Source organism: Algoriphagus algorifonticola (genome assembly GCF_007655305.1).
Taxonomy (GTDB): domain Bacteria; phylum Bacteroidota; class Bacteroidia; order Cytophagales; family Cyclobacteriaceae; genus Algoriphagus; species Algoriphagus algorifonticola.
Genome location: NZ_VLOG01000008.1, coordinates 23,535 through 40,262 on the forward strand (window position 1 = coordinate 23,535; position 16,728 = coordinate 40,262).

15 protein-coding genes are annotated in these 16,728 nt (G+C 39.0%); 10 read left to right on the plus strand and 5 right to left on the minus strand.

Features of this window, described 5'->3' with window-relative positions; translation table 11 throughout:
• Nucleotides 1-49 precede the first annotated feature (49 nt).
• Together FL972_RS00770 and FL972_RS00775 are read left to right on the plus strand one after the other, a co-directional pair.
• Nucleotides 50-1,147 carry a formylglycine-generating enzyme family protein gene (locus FL972_RS00770; RefSeq protein ID WP_144602366.1) on the plus strand — a complete coding sequence of 366 codons (1,098 nt, stop codon included), beginning with the start codon at nucleotides 50-52 and terminating at the stop codon, nucleotides 1,145-1,147.
• A gap of 55 nt (nucleotides 1,148-1,202) precedes the next feature.
• Complete coding sequence (locus FL972_RS00775; RefSeq protein WP_186299964.1) at nucleotides 1,203-2,294, plus strand: lipase family protein; 1,092 nt, start codon at nucleotides 1,203-1,205, stop codon at nucleotides 2,292-2,294.
• On the opposite strand, the gene FL972_RS00780 is transcribed toward FL972_RS00775, so the two are convergent.
• Nucleotides 2,291-2,887 (minus strand): riboflavin synthase, encoded by a 597-nt coding sequence (locus FL972_RS00780; RefSeq protein WP_144602370.1) that lies wholly within the window; start codon nucleotides 2,885-2,887, stop codon nucleotides 2,291-2,293. The two genes, FL972_RS00775 and FL972_RS00780, sit on opposite strands and share 4 nt — an antisense overlap.
• A gap of 109 nt (nucleotides 2,888-2,996) precedes the next feature.
• Here FL972_RS00780 and FL972_RS00785 point away from each other — a divergent pair, with 109 nt between their 5' ends.
• From FL972_RS00785 to FL972_RS00805, 5 genes are all read left to right on the plus strand, one after another.
• Nucleotides 2,997-3,653 (plus strand): protein-L-isoaspartate(D-aspartate) O-methyltransferase, encoded by a 657-nt coding sequence (locus FL972_RS00785; protein ID WP_144602738.1) that lies wholly within the window; start codon nucleotides 2,997-2,999, stop codon nucleotides 3,651-3,653.
• Between the two features lie 93 nt (nucleotides 3,654-3,746).
• Entirely contained in the window at nucleotides 3,747-4,274 is a 528-nt protein-coding gene (locus FL972_RS00790) for an acyl-CoA thioesterase (protein WP_144602371.1), read from the plus strand.
• 67 nt (nucleotides 4,275-4,341) lie between these two features.
• Nucleotides 4,342-4,926: a hypothetical protein gene (locus FL972_RS00795; protein WP_144602373.1), complete on the plus strand. Its 585-nt coding sequence runs from the start codon at nucleotides 4,342-4,344 to the stop codon at nucleotides 4,924-4,926.
• On the plus strand, nucleotides 4,923-5,243 hold the full coding sequence (locus FL972_RS00800; RefSeq protein WP_144602375.1) for a DUF3817 domain-containing protein: 321 nt from the start codon (nucleotides 4,923-4,925) through the stop codon (nucleotides 5,241-5,243). Before FL972_RS00795 ends, FL972_RS00800 begins: the two co-directional genes overlap by 4 nt.
• 1 nt (nucleotide 5,244) lies before the next feature.
• Nucleotides 5,245-6,264, plus strand: coding sequence for a hypothetical protein (locus tag FL972_RS00805; protein WP_144602377.1), 1,020 nt, complete (start codon nucleotides 5,245-5,247; stop codon nucleotides 6,262-6,264).
• 2 nt (nucleotides 6,265-6,266) lie between these two features.
• Here FL972_RS00805 and FL972_RS00810 read toward each other — a convergent pair whose 3' ends face one another.
• The 3 genes from FL972_RS00810 to accC are packed head-to-tail and all read right to left on the minus strand — an operon-like array spanning nucleotide 6,267 to nucleotide 9,637.
• Nucleotides 6,267-6,842: a Maf family nucleotide pyrophosphatase gene (locus tag FL972_RS00810; protein ID WP_250161252.1), complete on the minus strand. Its 576-nt coding sequence runs from the start codon at nucleotides 6,840-6,842 to the stop codon at nucleotides 6,267-6,269.
• On the minus strand, nucleotides 6,802-8,133 hold the full coding sequence (locus FL972_RS00815; protein WP_144602381.1) for a DUF1015 domain-containing protein: 1,332 nt from the start codon (nucleotides 8,131-8,133) through the stop codon (nucleotides 6,802-6,804). The genes FL972_RS00810 and FL972_RS00815 overlap by 41 nt, the downstream gene beginning before the upstream one ends.
• Before the next feature lies 1 nt (nucleotide 8,134).
• Nucleotides 8,135-9,637: an acetyl-CoA carboxylase biotin carboxylase subunit gene (gene accC, locus FL972_RS00820; protein WP_144602383.1), complete on the minus strand. Its 1,503-nt coding sequence runs from the start codon at nucleotides 9,635-9,637 to the stop codon at nucleotides 8,135-8,137.
• 185 nt (nucleotides 9,638-9,822) lie between these two features.
• On the opposite strand from accC, the gene FL972_RS00825 reads away from it, so the two are divergent.
• Together FL972_RS00825 and FL972_RS00830 are read left to right on the plus strand one after the other, a co-directional pair.
• On the plus strand, nucleotides 9,823-11,073 hold the full coding sequence (locus FL972_RS00825) for an aminotransferase class I/II-fold pyridoxal phosphate-dependent enzyme (RefSeq protein WP_144602385.1): 1,251 nt from the start codon (nucleotides 9,823-9,825) through the stop codon (nucleotides 11,071-11,073).
• Nucleotides 11,074-11,175: 102 nt separating this feature from the next.
• Nucleotides 11,176-11,352 (plus strand): histone H1, encoded by a 177-nt coding sequence (locus FL972_RS00830; protein ID WP_091650478.1) that lies wholly within the window; start codon nucleotides 11,176-11,178, stop codon nucleotides 11,350-11,352.
• Between the two features lie 67 nt (nucleotides 11,353-11,419).
• Here FL972_RS00830 and FL972_RS00835 read toward each other — a convergent pair whose 3' ends face one another.
• Nucleotides 11,420-13,264: a M1 family metallopeptidase gene (locus FL972_RS00835; protein WP_144602387.1), complete on the minus strand. Its 1,845-nt coding sequence runs from the start codon at nucleotides 13,262-13,264 to the stop codon at nucleotides 11,420-11,422.
• Between the two features lie 272 nt (nucleotides 13,265-13,536).
• Between FL972_RS00835 and FL972_RS00840 the strand changes: the two genes are divergently transcribed.
• Nucleotides 13,537-16,665, plus strand: coding sequence for a VPS10 domain-containing protein (locus FL972_RS00840; RefSeq protein ID WP_144602389.1), 3,129 nt, complete (start codon nucleotides 13,537-13,539; stop codon nucleotides 16,663-16,665).
• Nucleotides 16,666-16,728: the final 63 nt, after the last annotated feature.

Consider the following 16,728-nt stretch of genomic DNA (forward strand, 5'->3'; position numbering starts at 1 on the left):
AAGTTTTCGAAAAGGTGACAATAAAAAAGAAATTCAATTCTCTAAAATTATGAAGATTTATAAAGCACTATCAAGTGTTTTCTTAATTAAACTCATTCTTTTAAGTAATTCTTGCTCGACAAGAAATACTGAAATAAGCGGTCCTGATCAAGATATAATCCAAAACCAATTTGTAAAACCCACAAACACACCTGAAGGAATGGTTTGGATACCTGGTGGAAAATTTACTATGGGCACCAATGATGCAGATGCCTATGATGCTGAAAAACCCGCTGTTCAAATCGAAGTTCAAAGTTTTTGGATGGATGAGCATGAAGTCACTAATCAGGAATTTCAGAAGTTTATAAATGAAACTGGCTACCTAACCGTAGCCGAAAGACCTATTGATTGGGAAGAACTGAAAAAGCAACTTCCTCCCGGAACGCCAAAACCCGATGATTCTGTGCTCGTTCCCGGCTCAATGGTTTTCACACCTCCACCTTTTCCTGTACCGCTTCAAGATATTTCCCTTTGGTGGAGCTGGGTCAATGGAGCTAATTGGAGACATCCAGAAGGACCGATCTCCAATCTTGAAGGAAGAGAAAATCATCCCGTAGTTCATATTGCCTTTGAAGATGCAGTAGCCTTTGCAGATTGGTCGGGAAAAAGATTACCTTCTGAAGTTGAGTGGGAATTTGCCGCAAGAGGAGGAATCAATGGGAAGCGATTCGCCTGGGGAGATGAATTAACGCCCAATGGACAATATTTAGCTAATACGTTTCAAGGAAGCTTTCCTAATGAAAACTTGGGAAAGGACGGTTTCACTGGCACTTCACCGGTAAAATCTTTTGCTCCAAATGGCTTTGGCCTTTATGATATGATCGGGAATGTATGGGAATTGACAAGCGACTGGTATGATGCACTCAAGTTTGCCAGAATTGCGGGAAAAGCTCCCAAACTAGATGCAGGGATGAACCCTTGCTACAATCCAGACAACCCCTTTGCACAAGAAAGAGTAATCAAAGGAGGCTCTTTTTTATGTGCAGAGAATTATTGTGTCAACTATAGACCCTCAGCAAGGCAAGGTCAGGCATTTGATTCCGGCACGTCGAATGTCGGCTTTAGATTAGTAAAAGACATGAATACTAATTCTCTTAGTTTAAATTAAACTGATATTCAAAAAGTTAAAAAACTCCTTATTTTTAAAGATGTTATCTTTTTTTATGAAAAAATTATCTACAAGTCTAGTTATAACGGTTTTACTAGCATTCCAAGCTTTTGCTCAATTAAAACCAGGTTTTGAAGCTGATGAATACTTGCAACTTCTCGGTGTTTTCACCCATGGACTGCCAGACAGTATGAAAGTTGGTATACCTATCCCAACGGCTTTTGAAAAATTATATGATTCACCGGTGGTAGGACTTGAAAATAAATGGAGTCTTTGGCTCCAAGAATCTGAGAAAATTGCTGTAATAGCTATCAGAGGAACAGTTCAGAGTCCTACGAGTTGGCTGGCAAACTTCTACGCTGCAATGATCCCTGCATCTGGATCCATGAAAATACGAGAGGATTACACATTTGATTACAAATTTGCAGAAAACCCAAATGCGGCCGTTCATGTGGGGTGGACTTTTGCAACCGCTGCTTTGTCCGAAACTATGACACCCAAAATAGATTCACTGATTGCAAATGGATATCAAGACTTTATAATAGCAGGCCATTCTCAAGGTGGTGCCATTGCATATTTGGTTAGCGCAATGCTCAATGTTAAAAACCAATCAAGGAGTTTGCCCTCAAAAATTAGAGTTAAAACTTACTGCTCTGCCGCGCCTAAACCGGGTAATTTATACTTCGCCTATGATTATGAATACATGAATCAAGGTGGTTGGGCTTTTAATGTTGTCAATGCATCCGATTGGGTTCCTGAGGTTCCTTTTTCAGTCCAGACAGTTGACGATTTTAATAGCACAAATCCTTTCTCTAATGTTTCAGGAATCATCAAGGCCCAGAAATTTCCAAGAAACCTAATTTTCAAGAAGGTTTACAAAAAACTGGATAAGCCAACCAAAAAATCTACAAAAAATTTCCAAAAATTTCTTGGGAAGTATGCAGGAAAGCAGGTATTGAAACTATATCCTGATTATGAATCTCCCACTTTTTTCCCCAGCAATCATTTTGTACGTGTGGGTACATTCATTGTGCTTTTACCTGATGAAGAGTATAGGGAAAGTTTCCCTGATGAAGAAGGAAAACTCTTCAAGCACCATATGTTCAACCCCTATTATTTTCTATTCAAAAAGCAATATTTCGATTAGGGTTGAGGATAACCTCTCAAGATTCTTTGAATGTATTTGCCCACAATGTCAAATTCCAAATTGACCTTATCTCCTACCTGTAATTGATGAAAATTAGTATGCTCGAAGGTATAAGGGATAATCGCAACTGAAAATCTTCCCGGACCTGAATTAAAACATGTCAGACTAGTTCCATTAATGGTAATTGACCCCTTTTCAACAGTCACATTTCCTGTAGCAGGATCGAATTCCAAATCGAAAATCCAGGATCCATCCTGATCTTTGATATTTTTCACTACTCCGGTTTGGTCGACATGTCCCTGAACGATGTGCCCATCAAACCTTCCATTTGCAGGCATACATCTTTCCAGGTTAACTTTCTTTCCCACTTCCCATGCTGAAAGATTGGTTTTTTGAATAGTTTCATCAATGGCCGTTACTCTGTAGGCTTTGGGGTCTGTTCTTACCACAGTTAAACATACCCCATCATGAGCGACCGATTGATCAATTTTTAATTCCGAACAAATTTCTGACTCTAAGTCAAAGTGAACATTTGAACCTTCTTTGGTAATATTTTGAATGACTCCGAATGATTCGATGATTCCTGTAAACATATATTTTCTTTGAACTGGCTTTCAGTGAATAAGCAATTTTTGCCGCTTGAGGTTTCAAATTAAGCCAAAATATCCTTTAACTTCGACTGAAACTCAATATTCAATGCCACTGCTTAAATTAGAAGATACTTACCTCCATAAAGGAAAAAGAAAAGCACTTGTAGCTGAACTCAAAAAGAAAGGAATTCAAAGTCAACGTGTTTTGGATGCAATCAATGCCTTACCCAGACATTTTTTCTTTGATTCCGCTTTAATTTCACATGCCTATGAAGACAAAGCATTTCCGATAGGTGAGGGTCAGACAATCTCGCAACCTTATACAGTAGCCTTTCAGACTGAACTGTTGGATATTCAGCAAGGCGATAAAGTTTTGGAAATTGGAACTGGATCCGGATACCAAGCAAGCATACTACACCTTTTAGGAGCTGAGGTTTATACAATTGAATATCAAAAAAAACTTTTTGAGGGTACCCAGAAATTTTTGAAAAGACTGGGAATAGAAATGAACCTGTTTTATGGAGATGGTACAGGAGGTCTTCCTCAATTCGCCCCTTACGATAAGATTATCGTAACTGCTGGAGCTCCGGTAGTACCTGAAGCTCTAACCCAACAATTGAAGGTTGGAGGAGTTTTAGTCATTCCTGTTGGGGATAGAAGTAAACAAGCTATGGTAAAAATCACCAAGAAGGCAGGAGGAAAATTAGAAAGGGAAGAATTTGATTACTTCGCTTTTGTACCCTTATTGGGAAAAGATGGATGGAAATAGAATTAAGAGATTTTTCAGAATAATATTTTGAAAATATATTTTCATATAATGCTTTAAGAAATTTAATTTTTATTTTTGTTGAAATTAAAGATTATGGCTAAGAAAAAATTTGCAAGGGAATCAGCTACCATCATGACAGAAATGGTGCTACCTAATGACACAAATACACTGAATAATCTCATGGGGGGAAGGTTGATGCATTGGATGGATGTGGTTGCAGCCATCGCTGCTCAGAAGCATTCCAACCGAATTGTAGTCACAGCTTCAGCTGATAGCATTTCATTCAAGCAGCCCATTAAACTTGGCAATGTGGTCACATTGGAATCCAAAGTAACAAGGGCTTTCAATTCCTCAATGGAGGTTTATATTGAAGTAACAGCAGAAGATATTCCTGCCAGTACAAAAATCACTACGCATAGAGCTTTCTTTACATTTGTTGCGGTAGATCAAAACGGGAAGCCCATAGAAGTGCCTGAGGTAGTACCTGAGACAGGTGAAGAAGAGGAGCTTTTCGAAGGGGCATTGAGGAGAAGGCAACTGAGATTGGTTTTAGCAAAAAGAATGAAACCAGAAGATGCAGTGGAGTTGAAATCCATATTCAATCTAGACATCACAAAATAATGATCAGGGAAGGCACAAAGTCTTCCCTTTTTTTGGCTTAAGGGGATTTTTTGAGCAATTTTCAGACATGGAAAATTTATCACTTGGTGAATTAAAATACATACTTCAAGAACCGATTTATCTTTTCGAGGAAGATCAATCTGAATTGAAAAACCAGGAATCTGACACTAAATCAGAGCCTGTCAAGAAAAATGAGGTCCCCCATACAACTCTAGAAGAACCAATCAAACCTGATGAATTAAAGCCTGAAATTGAAGAGGTTGAAATAGAACCTATTAAAGTTCGTGGCAAGTTTGAAAAAGGGATTCTGATTTTACATGAGGAGGCAGCGCTCAGTGATGCTGTGATGGATATGCTTGTGAAAATGATACAGGCAGTAGGGCATAGTATGAGCGAAGTTGGATTAGTAAGTTCGGAAGAACTGCATGGAAAAAGCCTAGAGGAATTTCAGGCAATCAATGCCCATATTGTGCTGAAGTTCGGCAAAATCAAACACCCAATCAATGCGCTTCCCATCCACGACTATCAAATTCACACAGAGGAGGAAACGGAGTATTTGTTCGCAGATTCTCTCACAGCCATTTCAGAGGATAAAAATTTAAAAATTAAAACCTGGAACGCTTTGAAACTTCTCTTTAATATATCCAAATGAAAAAATTAACTCCAGAGCAAAGCCTGTGGGCCAAACGATTTAAATGGATCAGTTTGATTGAAGGAATATCATTTTTGGTGCTCTTATTTATTGCCATGCCATTGAAATACATGATGGATTTGCCTCAGGCTGTAACAGTTATTGGCTGGGTACATGGGCTACTTTTCATTATTTACATCTATACTGTATTCCCTACAGCTTCAAAGCTAAATTGGAATTTCAGTCGAACTCTATTTGCCTTAATCGCTTCTGTCTTACCCTTTGGCCCATTTATATTTGACAGAAATCTGAAGAAAAGCCAACAAGTTGATTTTTGAAATGGCATTGATCAGCAAAAAGAAAAAAGTTTACAAAATCAGCTCAGAACTGAGAAACTATCTACTGGAATATTCCAGAGAAGTAGATATACCCATTCATTATCATGAACTGTTAAGATATACTGATTCGATTGCTTTATATGATTCCAAAGATCAGGACACATTTTGGGAGACAGTATTTTATGATCAATCAGACCGAGAAGAAATCCATTTAAATGTCAAAAAGATCTATGCTATTCTGAAAGCCGGAGGAGATATGTCTGTGATGGATCACCTGTATGTAGATCGAATTGATCTATGTATTTATGGTAACACGCAGCCTTTTCGAGTAAGGATTGTAAACCGGATCAATGATAATTTTGACTATTTCTACATTAAAAATGCAGACGCATCCAGAGTATATGGATTGGAATTGGAACATCTGCTTTCTCCCAACAGAATCAGTTACCTCGTTCATCAAAATACCTTGATTGAGGAACATATCGCAGGTATTCCTGGAGATAAATTTATGCGTCTTCACATGGCAGATCCACATCTGAACCCTATTCGACTCGCCAAAGAGTTCGTTAAATTCAATGAGCGTTGCTTTGTAAGACTTTTGGGAGATATGCACTCCTCTAATTTTGTAATAGACGTAACGCCTGATTTCGAAGAGACGCATTATAGAATCAGGGCGATTGATTTTGATCAGCAAACCTATGAAGGTAAAAAGTCTATTTATTTGCCTCAATATTTCAAGGAAAATAATGTCTTAATTCAATTGGGAATGAAATACATCACTCCTGAATCTATGAGGCAATATCAACGAGAAGAAAGAGCCTTGATCGCCACTAGGTTGAAGTCTTCCTATCATGAAATCGAGGGAATTTTAAACGCTATGGAAAAGGATCATATTGCTCCTTTGCAAAACGTGGATAGCCTGAGAAAAGAATTGGCAAGACATTATAAGAACCAAAAGTTCATGTCTTGCCAAAATATGGGGCAAATTCTGAAAGTAAGTTTGGAGCAACTACTCAAATAATATTACCACTTTTTCAATTGCTCATAAACCAAATGCAAGGGAAATCCCATTACATTGAAGTAAGATCCTTCAATACTTGCAACTCCTATAAATCCAATCCATTCCTGAATTCCATAAGCTCCCGCCTTATCGAAAGGCTTATATTCTCGGATATAATGCCAAATCTCTTCTTCTTCCAAAAATCGAAAGGTTACCTTCGTTTCATCCTCAAGCGTGATCCTCTTGTTTCTATCCTTGATGGTAACAGCCGTCATCACTGTATGCGTAGCACCGGATAAACTTTTGATCATGTCGAAAGCCTGTTGTTCTGAATTAGGTTTGCCCAGAACATGGCCTTTTTCGATGACAACAGTATCAGATGTAATGAGGATTTCATTTTCTTTAAGTTCCTCAGGATAAGATTCTGATTTCAACCTAGAGAGATAAGCCGCCACATATTCCGCAGGAATATCTGGCGGAATCGTCTCATCCACAGGGTTGACTTTGATTTCAAATTCCAGCTCTAACCCTTTTAGAAGCTCTTGTCTTCTCGGAGAATTAGATGCTAAGATGAGCTTTTTGTCCTTCAGTTTTTTCAAAAAAGGCGTCATATTCATAGTCAAATTCGTCTTGATCAATACTCGCAAAAATCAATCCTCCAAGAGCTTTAGGATAAAAATAAGTAGATTTCTGCGGCATCATTTCTCCGGATTTACAAACCTCCAAAACTTGCTCCATCTCTAATTCTCTGGTAATTAAAGCAAAGGTTGCTTTTCCGGATCTTACTTCTCTAATACAACGCGCAAAATTTCTTTCATAGGCAATTTTGGGTGATTTCCTTTGTTCTTCGGATGGGATTCCTAAAATCTGGTTAAACAGAACTTCATGTAAAGCTACTAAATCTAAGTTTTTCAAAGCAGGAGCTAGGTTCAAATTTAAATTTTTAAACTTCTCTTCCTTCAGCTCCAAGAAATAGGACTCCTCTCCTATTACCAAACCATAAGTATGGGATTTATGAAAAGCATAATTGCCTAATTCATCCGGATCTGGGAATTTTTTGACTACAAACCAATCCTCCAACTTATTCATTAATGTGGATTGCTCTATTTCCATATTATAAAATAGCCGATGGGTAGGAAGAATTTTGAGATCATTCGCCAATGCATTGGTTAAATACATCAGATGATAATCATGAGCCTTCCACTTCTTATCCTGATATGCTCCATTCATTGAGTTACGATAAGAAATAGCTCCTTCTAAGCGATGATGGCCATCTGCTAATATGATTTGCTTTTTTTGAATTAGGGTCAAAAACTTTTGAATAACTCTTGCGTCATGAATCACTGCTAAAACTTCCCTTACTCCTTGGTAATCCTCCAATTCATATAATGGGGATTCAATAGCTGCATCCATGTATTTCTCCAATTGGAATTCCTCGTCCTCATACAATCCATGAGTGGGACTTGCCTGGATTTTAGATGCCTTCAAAAGATCAACTCTATCATTTACCGCAGAGACTATCGTATTCTCATGCCTTAAAATCTGTTTTTCTTCCCAATTATAGGCTTTAATCTGAGCTATAAACCCTTTTCGACATCGCTCATCATGCTCTCCAGGAAGCCTGAAATATTGATAATAGACATAAATTCCGGGAAGCATATCCTGAGAAATAATCCCCTCTTTTTTCCATTCTGATATAGTATTCTTCACTCTTTCTATAGGCTTGGGACCTTTAGGTACAGAAAGGTGTATACTATTTAGAGGATTTTGATAGAGTTGCTCTCTCTGCTTTTCAGAAACCACATCAAAAAGTGGGGCAGTAAGTTCTTCCAACTTAGAGCTAAACTTCTCAGCATACCTCCAAGCTCTTAATGGTAGTATTTCAGCCATATTATTTTAATCTATTCCTCCACATACTGGTAGATTGGGAAGGGTTAGACTCGGTAGTTTTGTTTGTTGATTTTGATTTTTGAGCATTGAAAAATTCAACTGCCAAAGCAGCTAACATTTCTTCTTCTTCAGGAGAGAGCTTCTGATCCAAAACTTCAGGAGTAAAGTACCTTTCCACGAATTTGGTATCGAAATTTCCACTGACGAAGGCCTCATGCTCTAAAGCAAAACGACAAAAATCCAATGTGGTTTGAATTCCAGTAATCTCATAATCCTCAATTGCCCTCAACATTCTGTCTATCGCAGCCTCTCTAGATTCTGCATGCGTGATTAGTTTGGCAATCATTGGATCATAATAAATAGGTATATCCATACCTTCCTCAAACCCATCATCCACACGAATTCCAGGTCCTTGAGGTCTTCTATAGGTAATTAATTTCCCAATATCCGGTAAAAAGTTGTTTCTCGGATCTTCTGCATAAACACGAACTTCCAATGAATGTCCGTTGATTTTTAAATCCTCTTGAACAAAGTTCAATTTTTTTCCTTCAGCCACCCAGATTTGCTCTTTTACCAAATCCTTTCCTGTAATCATCTCTGTCACAGGATGCTCTACCTGAAGGCGGGTATTCATCTCAAGGAAATAAAAGTTCAATTTATCGTCCACAATGAATTCCACTGTTCCGGCACCATAATAATTACATGCCTTCGCCACTCCCACAGCTGCCTCTCCCATGGCTTTTCTCATTTCTGGAGTCACTACGGCTGAAGGCGCTTCTTCAATTACTTTTTGGTGTCTTCTCTGAATAGAACACTCTCTTTCAAATAGATAAACAATATTTCCATGCTGATCGCCCAAAATTTGAATTTCTATATGTCGTGGAGAAGTGATGAATTTTTCAATAAATACAGCACCATCTCCAAAAGCAGATTGTGCCTCAGAAACAGCCCTTTGCATCTGCTCCTCAAATTCCGCTTCAGATTCTACAATCCGCATTCCCTTTCCTCCTCCTCCTGCGCTCGCCTTGATCAGGATTGGATATCCGATTTCTTGAGCCTTAGATTTAGCAGCCGCAATATCTGAAATGGCCTCTTCTGTCCCCGGAACCAATGGAATATCATACTTAGAAACCGCCTGCTTAGCTGCCAATTTACTCCCCATAACCTCAATAGATTCTGGGGAAGGCCCTACAAAAATAATCCCTGCATCACTGACTTTTTGGGAAAAACCCGCATTTTCTGATAAAAACCCATATCCGGGATGAATGGCATCTACTCCTAATTCTTTACATGCCTCAATTATTTTATCTGCCAATAAATAGGACTGATTAGAAGGTGGCGGTCCTAAGCAAATAGCCTCATCAGCAAATTTGACATGGGGGGATAATCTATCAGCTTCTGAATAAACTGCAACGGTTTTAATTCCCATTTCCTTTGCTGAGCGCATGATTCTAAGGGCAATCTCTCCTCTATTGGCTACAAGCAATTTTTTAATACTTGGCATGATCTCTAATCTTATTTGGGTATGGTACAAAGTCAAAAGCGAATTAAGGAAATTATTTTGAGGAATGTTAAGAAAGCAGCAGTAAGACAAGGGATTTTTGCTTGGTAGGCATTTAAGTTTTATTTTTGGCGGATTTTGAATGAATAAATCATTGCAAAATCTTTATCACTTAAATTCAATAAGCTTTGGATCTATTTGCAAAACTACACACCAATCTGGGCCCGCTGGGCAAACACTCTCAGTTTTCAGATGGCTATTACATGTTCCCTAAACTAGAGGGCGAGATTGCTCCCCGTATGAAATTTCAGGGAAGAGAGGTATTGACTTGGTCTCTGAATAATTATTTGGGTCTGGCCAATCATCCTGAAGTAAGGAAAACTGACGCTGATGCAGCAGCCAAATGGGGTGCAGCATACCCAATGGGAGCTAGAATGATGTCAGGCCAAACCTCACTCCACGAAAAACTGGAGGATGAATTGGCTGAGTTCGTAGGCAAAGAGAAGGCCTACTTATTAAATTATGGCTATCAAGGCATCATGTCTGTAATTGATGCTCTTTTGGACAGAAAAGATGTAGTAGTATATGACTCAGAATGTCACGCCTGTATTATTGATGCATTGAGAATGCACATGGGAAAAAGGTACGTTTTCCCTCATAATGATATCGAAAACTGTGAAAAGCAGTTGGAAAGAGCAACCAAACTTGCAGCAGAAACAGGAGGAGGCATTCTTGTAATTACTGAAGGTGTTTTCGGTATGACCGGAGATCAGGGCAAACTCAAAGAAATCTGCGAACTGAAAAAGAAATTCGAATTCCGTTTATTGGTTGACGATGCTCATGGTTTCGGAACTATGGGACAAACCGGTGCCGGAACTCATGAAGAGCAGGGAGTAATCGAAGAGGTAGACCTTTATTTCTCCACATTCGCAAAATCTATGGCATCTATTGGTGCTTTCATTGCAGGAGAAGAAAAAGTAATTCACTATTTGAGGTTCAATATGAGATCTCAAATCTTTGCAAAGTCTTTGCCTATGCTTTTGGTAGAAGGTGCTTTGAAGCGTTTGGAGCTTCTAAAAACCCAACCAGAATTAAAGGCAAATCTCTGGAAAATAGTCAATGCATTGAGAAGTGGGCTTCATGAAAACGGTTTTAGCACCGGAAAATCAAATTCTCCAGTTACTCCAGTGGTCTTGAACGGAACAGTAGGCGAGGCTGCAGCTCTTTCTTATGACTTAAGAGAAAATTATAACATCTTCTGTTCAGTCGTGATTTACCCGGTAGTACCTAAAGGCATGATTATCTTGCGTTTAATCCCTACTGCTGTTCACACTTTGGAAGATGTGAAAGAGACTATTCAGGCCTTTGCAGCTGTGAAAGACAAGCTAACTAGCGGTCAATACAGAAATTCTGAGATAGCAGTTTCCTTCGGGGAATAAAAAAAAATTCAAAAAAAATGCCCTCAGGATTGAAATAGCAAGTATTTGGGCTATATTGGATTCAAATAAACTTATCATCAACCTAAAAAACACACTTTTACTATGAGCAGATTTAGTGAAGTTAAAGATCTTGTAATGGGCCTTGAAGGCGATTTCGAAAAATTCTACGAGAAAGGTAATCAAGCAGCCGGAACCCGAGTAAGAAAGGGGATGCAAGATTTGAAAAATTTGGCACAGGACATCCGTAAGGAAGTTCAAGACAAGAAAAACGCCGGTTGATCCGTCAAAAAATAAAAGGTGGCCCAAAAGCCACCTTTTTTTAACTGGATTATAATAAAGTGGAGCCTTAAAACTCCACTTTATTGTTTTCAAGCATTACGTCAGCCAATCTTTTACTTGGATCTATTTCGATAGATTGAATATCCTCTAATTTTCTATCCAATACGATAGTCTTTTCTAAATTGACCCAAGGCCAATCCTCTGTATACACTCTGTTTGGCATTCCTTCTTCATTTGCTTTTTCACCTCTCATGATCACCAAAGGCATATAAATTTGCTCCTGCGCACCATCCTTATATGTAACCACAATATCAAGAGGCATTGGCATTAAACCAATTCTTTGGAAAGTTACTGCTGTTTGATCTCCTCTAGCTTCTACTGGACCTATAGCATAGTCAATGGTCTTTGTTGTGTAAACAAAATATTCCTTATACCAATCCAATTCGATTCCGCTTTCCTTCTCCATAATTCTGATCAAATCATTGGCATTGGGATGCTTGAATTTCCAAGTATTGAAATATCTCAATAAGCCTCGATCCCTTACCTCTTTACCAATTACATAACCTAATTGCTCCATAAATACCGCACCTTTCGAATAAGCTGCGGAACCATATGCTCTATTGGTGTGATAATGGTCAGAATGGGTAGACATAGGCTCTTCTAAGCCTGATTTCGCTAAACTGATGTAGCCACGATAACTTCCTGCATGAACATTCCCTACTCCTTCTCTAAAAATTTCACCCATAGTCAGATTGGTGGCATAACTCGTGAACCCTTCGTCCATCCAAGGATACAAAGATTCATTGCTTGCCAGAACACCATGATACCAGCTATGCGCCAATTCGTGAACCATCACTCCTACCAAGCTACCTAAGCTTCTTTCTCCTGTGATTAAAGTAGACATGGCATACTCCATTCCTCCATCTCCTCCCTGAACAACTGAAAATTGCTTATATGGATATTGCCCAAAATTCTTGGACATATATTCAATAGCCTTAGGAGTATATTCTTTCAATTTTTCCCAGTTCTCAGAGGTATTCTCTCCTGGAATAAAAAAATGGTGAACTGTTATCCCATTGTCCATTTGAACCTTATCGTGCTGGTACTTCGGATCAGCTCCCCACATAAAATCGTGAACCATCGGAGCTTTAAAATGCCAAGTCAAAGTATTCCCTTTTGGCTGAGGCACTTTCACTCCTGCATCTTCATAGCCATGACCAATTTCATTTGGATTCTGCAGGTAACCTGTTCCCCCAATGGTGTAGGTTTTATCAATAGTGATTTTAACATCAAAATCACCCCAGATTCCATAAAACTCACGACCTATGTAAGGATTTGCATGCCAACCCTGTTCATCATAATTGGCCATCTTAGGATACCATTGGGACATGGAATAGCGTACGCCCTCTTCTGAGTCCCTTCCTGATCTCCTGATTTGTACAGGTACTTGACCTTCAAAAGACATTTCAAAGGTTGCCTTGGAGTTTGGCAAAATAGGCTGATCCAAATCCACAACCAAAATTGTCTCTTCTTCATTGAATTTCACAGCCTTTCCATCTTTGGTCAAGGACTTGACATGTAGATAGCCAATTTCCTCTGGAGACAACAAAGAGATTCTATCTCCTACTCTTCTATCCGGATCAGCAATGGTACGGGACCTTACATCCATCATGCTTCCTGGTTGGAATGCATTATAATACAAATGATAAAAAACCCTATTTAGGGTATCCGGTGAATTGTTGGTGTATGTGAGAACTTGAGTACCAGTATATCGATTGGTTTTCACATCCATGGATACTTCCATTTGGTAGTCTACCGCTTGCTGGAATCTACCTGTTTGTGCAAAAACACCCGTACCCGATATCAAGCAAAGAAAAAGCCCTGCAAAAGGCTTCATGTACTTAGTGAGCATAGATTTAATTTTTTTTCTAAAGAAAATCAAAATGAATAGGCTGGGCAAACCAACTATCAAATTTTACTTAGAAGAGTAAGTTTGATGCTCAAATAGCTATCTACTCCATTGAAATAATTTTCGGTAAAGGTTTGAATCATTTCCTTTAGTTTCAGAAAAAATTACCAATCCAACACCCTTGCGAAATCGAGCTGAAGGACTTAAGTACTTTTGGGTATTTATCTCTGAAGGCACGATTCCATGTGAATAGTGAGAAAACAAATTTAAAACACATGAAAAAACTCTACATTTTGATTTTAGTGGCCATGATGGGGTTCAACCTTCAGGCCCAACAGGTCAATATGGATTTATTTAAATCCATGAAAACAAGAAATGTGGGACCGGCAGGTATGAGTGGTCGAATCACTGCGATAGATGCAGTTGATGATGATCCCACCATTATTTATGCTGGTTCTGCATCTGGCGGACTTTGGAAATCCACTTCAGGAGGCATCCATTGGGAGCCTATTTTTGATGAGCAAAAAGTTCATTCTATCGGAGCTATTTCCATTTACCAAAAAAATCCTTCCGTAATCTGGGTAGGTACAGGGGAAGGAAATCCAAGAAACTCTCTAAACCTAGGTTATGGAGTTTACCGCTCACTTGATGCAGGTAAGACCTGGGAAATGATGGGCTTGGAAAAAACGAGAGCTATCCACAGAATCATCGTTCACCCTGAAGACCCTAATACAGTTTACGTAGGAGCGATAGGCTCTCCATGGGGAGAACAAGAAGAAAGAGGTGTCTACAGAACTACCGATGGAGGAAAAACCTGGAAAAAAATCTTGTATGTAGATACAAAAACTGGTGTGGGTGAAATGATCATGGATCCAAATAATCCAAACAAGATCTTTGTCAACATGTGGCAACACAGAAGATATCCATGGTTTTTTGAATCTGGAGGAGCATCTAGTGGCTTGTATGTGACTTATGATGGAGGAGACAATTGGACAAAGCTGGGTGATAAAAACGGTTTACCAAAAGGAGACTTAGGACGTATGGGACTAGCTATTTCTGCTGCAAATAGTAATAAGGTTTATGCTTTGGTTGAGTCTAAGAAAAATGCATTGTATGTATCTGAAGATGGAGGCTCCAATTTTAGTATGATCAACAGTGGTGATGATATTGGAGATAGACCCTTTTATTATTTTGAAATCCATGCAGATCCTAAGAATGAAAACAGGATTTACACCTTGTATTCAAGGGTGGGAATGAGTGAAGATGGTGGTAAATCTTTTAAGCAAATCTTACAATATGCGGGAGTTCACCCAGACCATCACGCATGGTATATCAACCCAAATGATCCTAAACTTCTTATTGATGGAAATGACGGTGGATTGAATATTTCTCGTGACGGAGGTAAAACTTGGTATTTCGCAGAAAAGTTACCTGTAGGTCAATTCTATCATGTCAATGTGGACAATGAGCTTCCTTATAATATCTATGGAGGCATGCAAGACAATGGCTCTTGGGTAGGCCCAGCCTATATCTGGAGAAGAGATGGAATTAGAAATACGTATTGGCAAGAAGTATCATTTGGTGATGGTTTTGACGTTGTTCCTCATCCTGCAAATTCAAGATATGGTTATACCATGTCTCAGGGTGGGAATGTGACTCGCTTTGATAAATTGACAGGTCACAACCGATTCATCAAGCCTACACATTCAGATAAAGACGTGTTCTTGAGATTTAACTGGAATGCTGCAATTGCACAAGATCCGCATGATGATAATACCGTGTATTACGGTTCGCAGTTTTTGCATAAGTCAACTGATAGCGGGGAAACTTGGGAAATTATTTCTCCGGATTTGACAACCAATGATTCAACCAAGCAAAGACAGCAACAAACAGGCGGTTTGACCTTTGATATCACAGGAGCAGAAAATCACACTACTATTATTGCTATTGCACCAAGTCCAGTTGATCCTAATGTTATTTGGGTGGGTACGGATGACGGCAACTTGCAAGTAACCCAAGATGGTGGAAAAACCTGGAACAATGTGGCTTCTAAGTTAACAGGTCTTCCAAAAGCAAGCTGGATTCCTCAAGTTCAAGCTTCTAACTACGAGGCAGGAGAAGTGTGGGTCATTGCAAATAATTATAGAAACAATGACTTTTCAGCTTATGCATACCATAGCAAAGACTTTGGAAAAACATTTACCAGAATCGCAGATGATTCAAAAGTTTGGGGATATGCCTTATCCATTAAGCAAGATGTAGAGCAGCCTAATCTAGTTTTCCTAGGAACTGAGTATGGATTGTACGTTTCGTTCGATAAGGCAAAAACCTGGAACAAATGGGAACATGGCTATCCGAAAGCTGTCTCCACATACGATATGACCATTCAGGAAAGAGAGGCTGACTTGGTAATAGGCACCTTCGGAAGATCCATGTGGGTTCTGGATGATATCAGACCTTTAAGAATTTTTGCAGCTAATGGAGGAAAAGCTCCGGCAGCAAAAATAACGGCTGTTCCAGCTCCTGATGCTTATCAAGTAGAAATTCAACAGCCACATGGTGAGCGATTCCCGGCTGATGGAAAATATGCTGGAGAAAATAGAGAAACAGGAGGAAGACTAAGCTTTATCATCAATGATGACAAAGAAAAGTTGGATACAGTCACTGTGAATATTTATAATCAAGCAGGAGAACAAATCAGAACCTTGAAAACTGCACCTCAAAAAGGGGTAAATAGAGTTAACTGGGGTCTAGACAGAAAATCTACAGCAGAAAATGCCGGAGGAAACCGTGGACGAAGAAATGGATTCTATGAGCCAAGTGGTGGAGATGCACTTCCTGGAACTTACAAAGTAGAGTTTGTATATGGTGAGGAAAAAGCTGAAACTTCTATTAATGTGCATGCAGATCCAAGAATCGAGATTCAACTAGCAAACCTTAAAGCCAGAGAAGACTTCACTAAAAAATTGGAAGCTTTGCAAACAGAAATGAGTACAGCAACCAATCAAATGAGTGAAGCGGAAAAAGCTATCAAGAAGGTTGAAGATATGACCAAGGACCTGGATTCAGAAGAGGCGAAAGAATTGGCAAAAGCAGCAAAGGAAATCAAGAAAAAACTGGAAACAGTTAAAGAAGCTTTTAATGGACCAACCCGAGAAGGTCAGGGAATCGTGAGAAACCTCTACCCTACTACTATGACCATGCAGTTTGCACCTAGAAGGTATGTAGGCTCATCCTACGGAGCGCCGGGAGAAACTGAAGAAAGACTCTACCAACATGCAAAAGAGTCCGCAGAAGAAGCCTTTAAAGTACTGGAAGAGTTTATGAGTGGAGAGTGGAAAGCTTTCGAAGAGAAAGTAAAAAACACTCCTGTAAACCTTTTTGAAGGTGTGAAAGAAAAATAAATTCAAACCTAGAAAAAATGAAAGGCTGGCTATTTTTAGTCAGCCTTTCTTTATTCTAAGAAG

Excerpts from the sequence above, each read along its gene's own strand:
- FL972_RS00770 (WP_144602366.1), top strand. The coding sequence starts at position 50 with ATGAAGATTTATAAAGCACTATCAAGTGTTTTCTTAATTAAACTCATT.
- FL972_RS00775 (WP_186299964.1), top strand. The coding sequence starts at position 1,203 with ATGAAAAAATTATCTACAAGTCTAGTTATAACGGTTTTACTAGCATTC.
- FL972_RS00780 (WP_144602370.1), bottom strand. The coding sequence starts at position 2,887 with ATGTTTACAGGAATCATCGAATCATTCGGAGTCATTCAAAATATTACC.
- FL972_RS00790 (WP_144602371.1), top strand. The coding sequence starts at position 3,747 with ATGGCTAAGAAAAAATTTGCAAGGGAATCAGCTACCATCATGACAGAA.
- FL972_RS00795 (WP_144602373.1), top strand. The coding sequence starts at position 4,342 with ATGGAAAATTTATCACTTGGTGAATTAAAATACATACTTCAAGAACCG.
- FL972_RS00800 (WP_144602375.1), top strand. The coding sequence starts at position 4,923 with ATGAAAAAATTAACTCCAGAGCAAAGCCTGTGGGCCAAACGATTTAAA.
- FL972_RS00805 (WP_144602377.1), top strand. The coding sequence starts at position 5,245 with ATGGCATTGATCAGCAAAAAGAAAAAAGTTTACAAAATCAGCTCAGAA.
- FL972_RS00815 (WP_144602381.1), bottom strand. The coding sequence starts at position 8,133 with ATGGCTGAAATACTACCATTAAGAGCTTGGAGGTATGCTGAGAAGTTT.
- accC (WP_144602383.1), bottom strand. The coding sequence starts at position 9,637 with ATGCCAAGTATTAAAAAATTGCTTGTAGCCAATAGAGGAGAGATTGCC.
- FL972_RS00830 (WP_091650478.1), top strand. The coding sequence starts at position 11,176 with ATGAGCAGATTTAGTGAAGTTAAAGATCTTGTAATGGGCCTTGAAGGC.
- FL972_RS00835 (WP_144602387.1), bottom strand. The coding sequence starts at position 13,264 with ATGCTCACTAAGTACATGAAGCCTTTTGCAGGGCTTTTTCTTTGCTTG.
- FL972_RS00840 (WP_144602389.1), top strand. The coding sequence starts at position 13,537 with ATGAAAAAACTCTACATTTTGATTTTAGTGGCCATGATGGGGTTCAAC.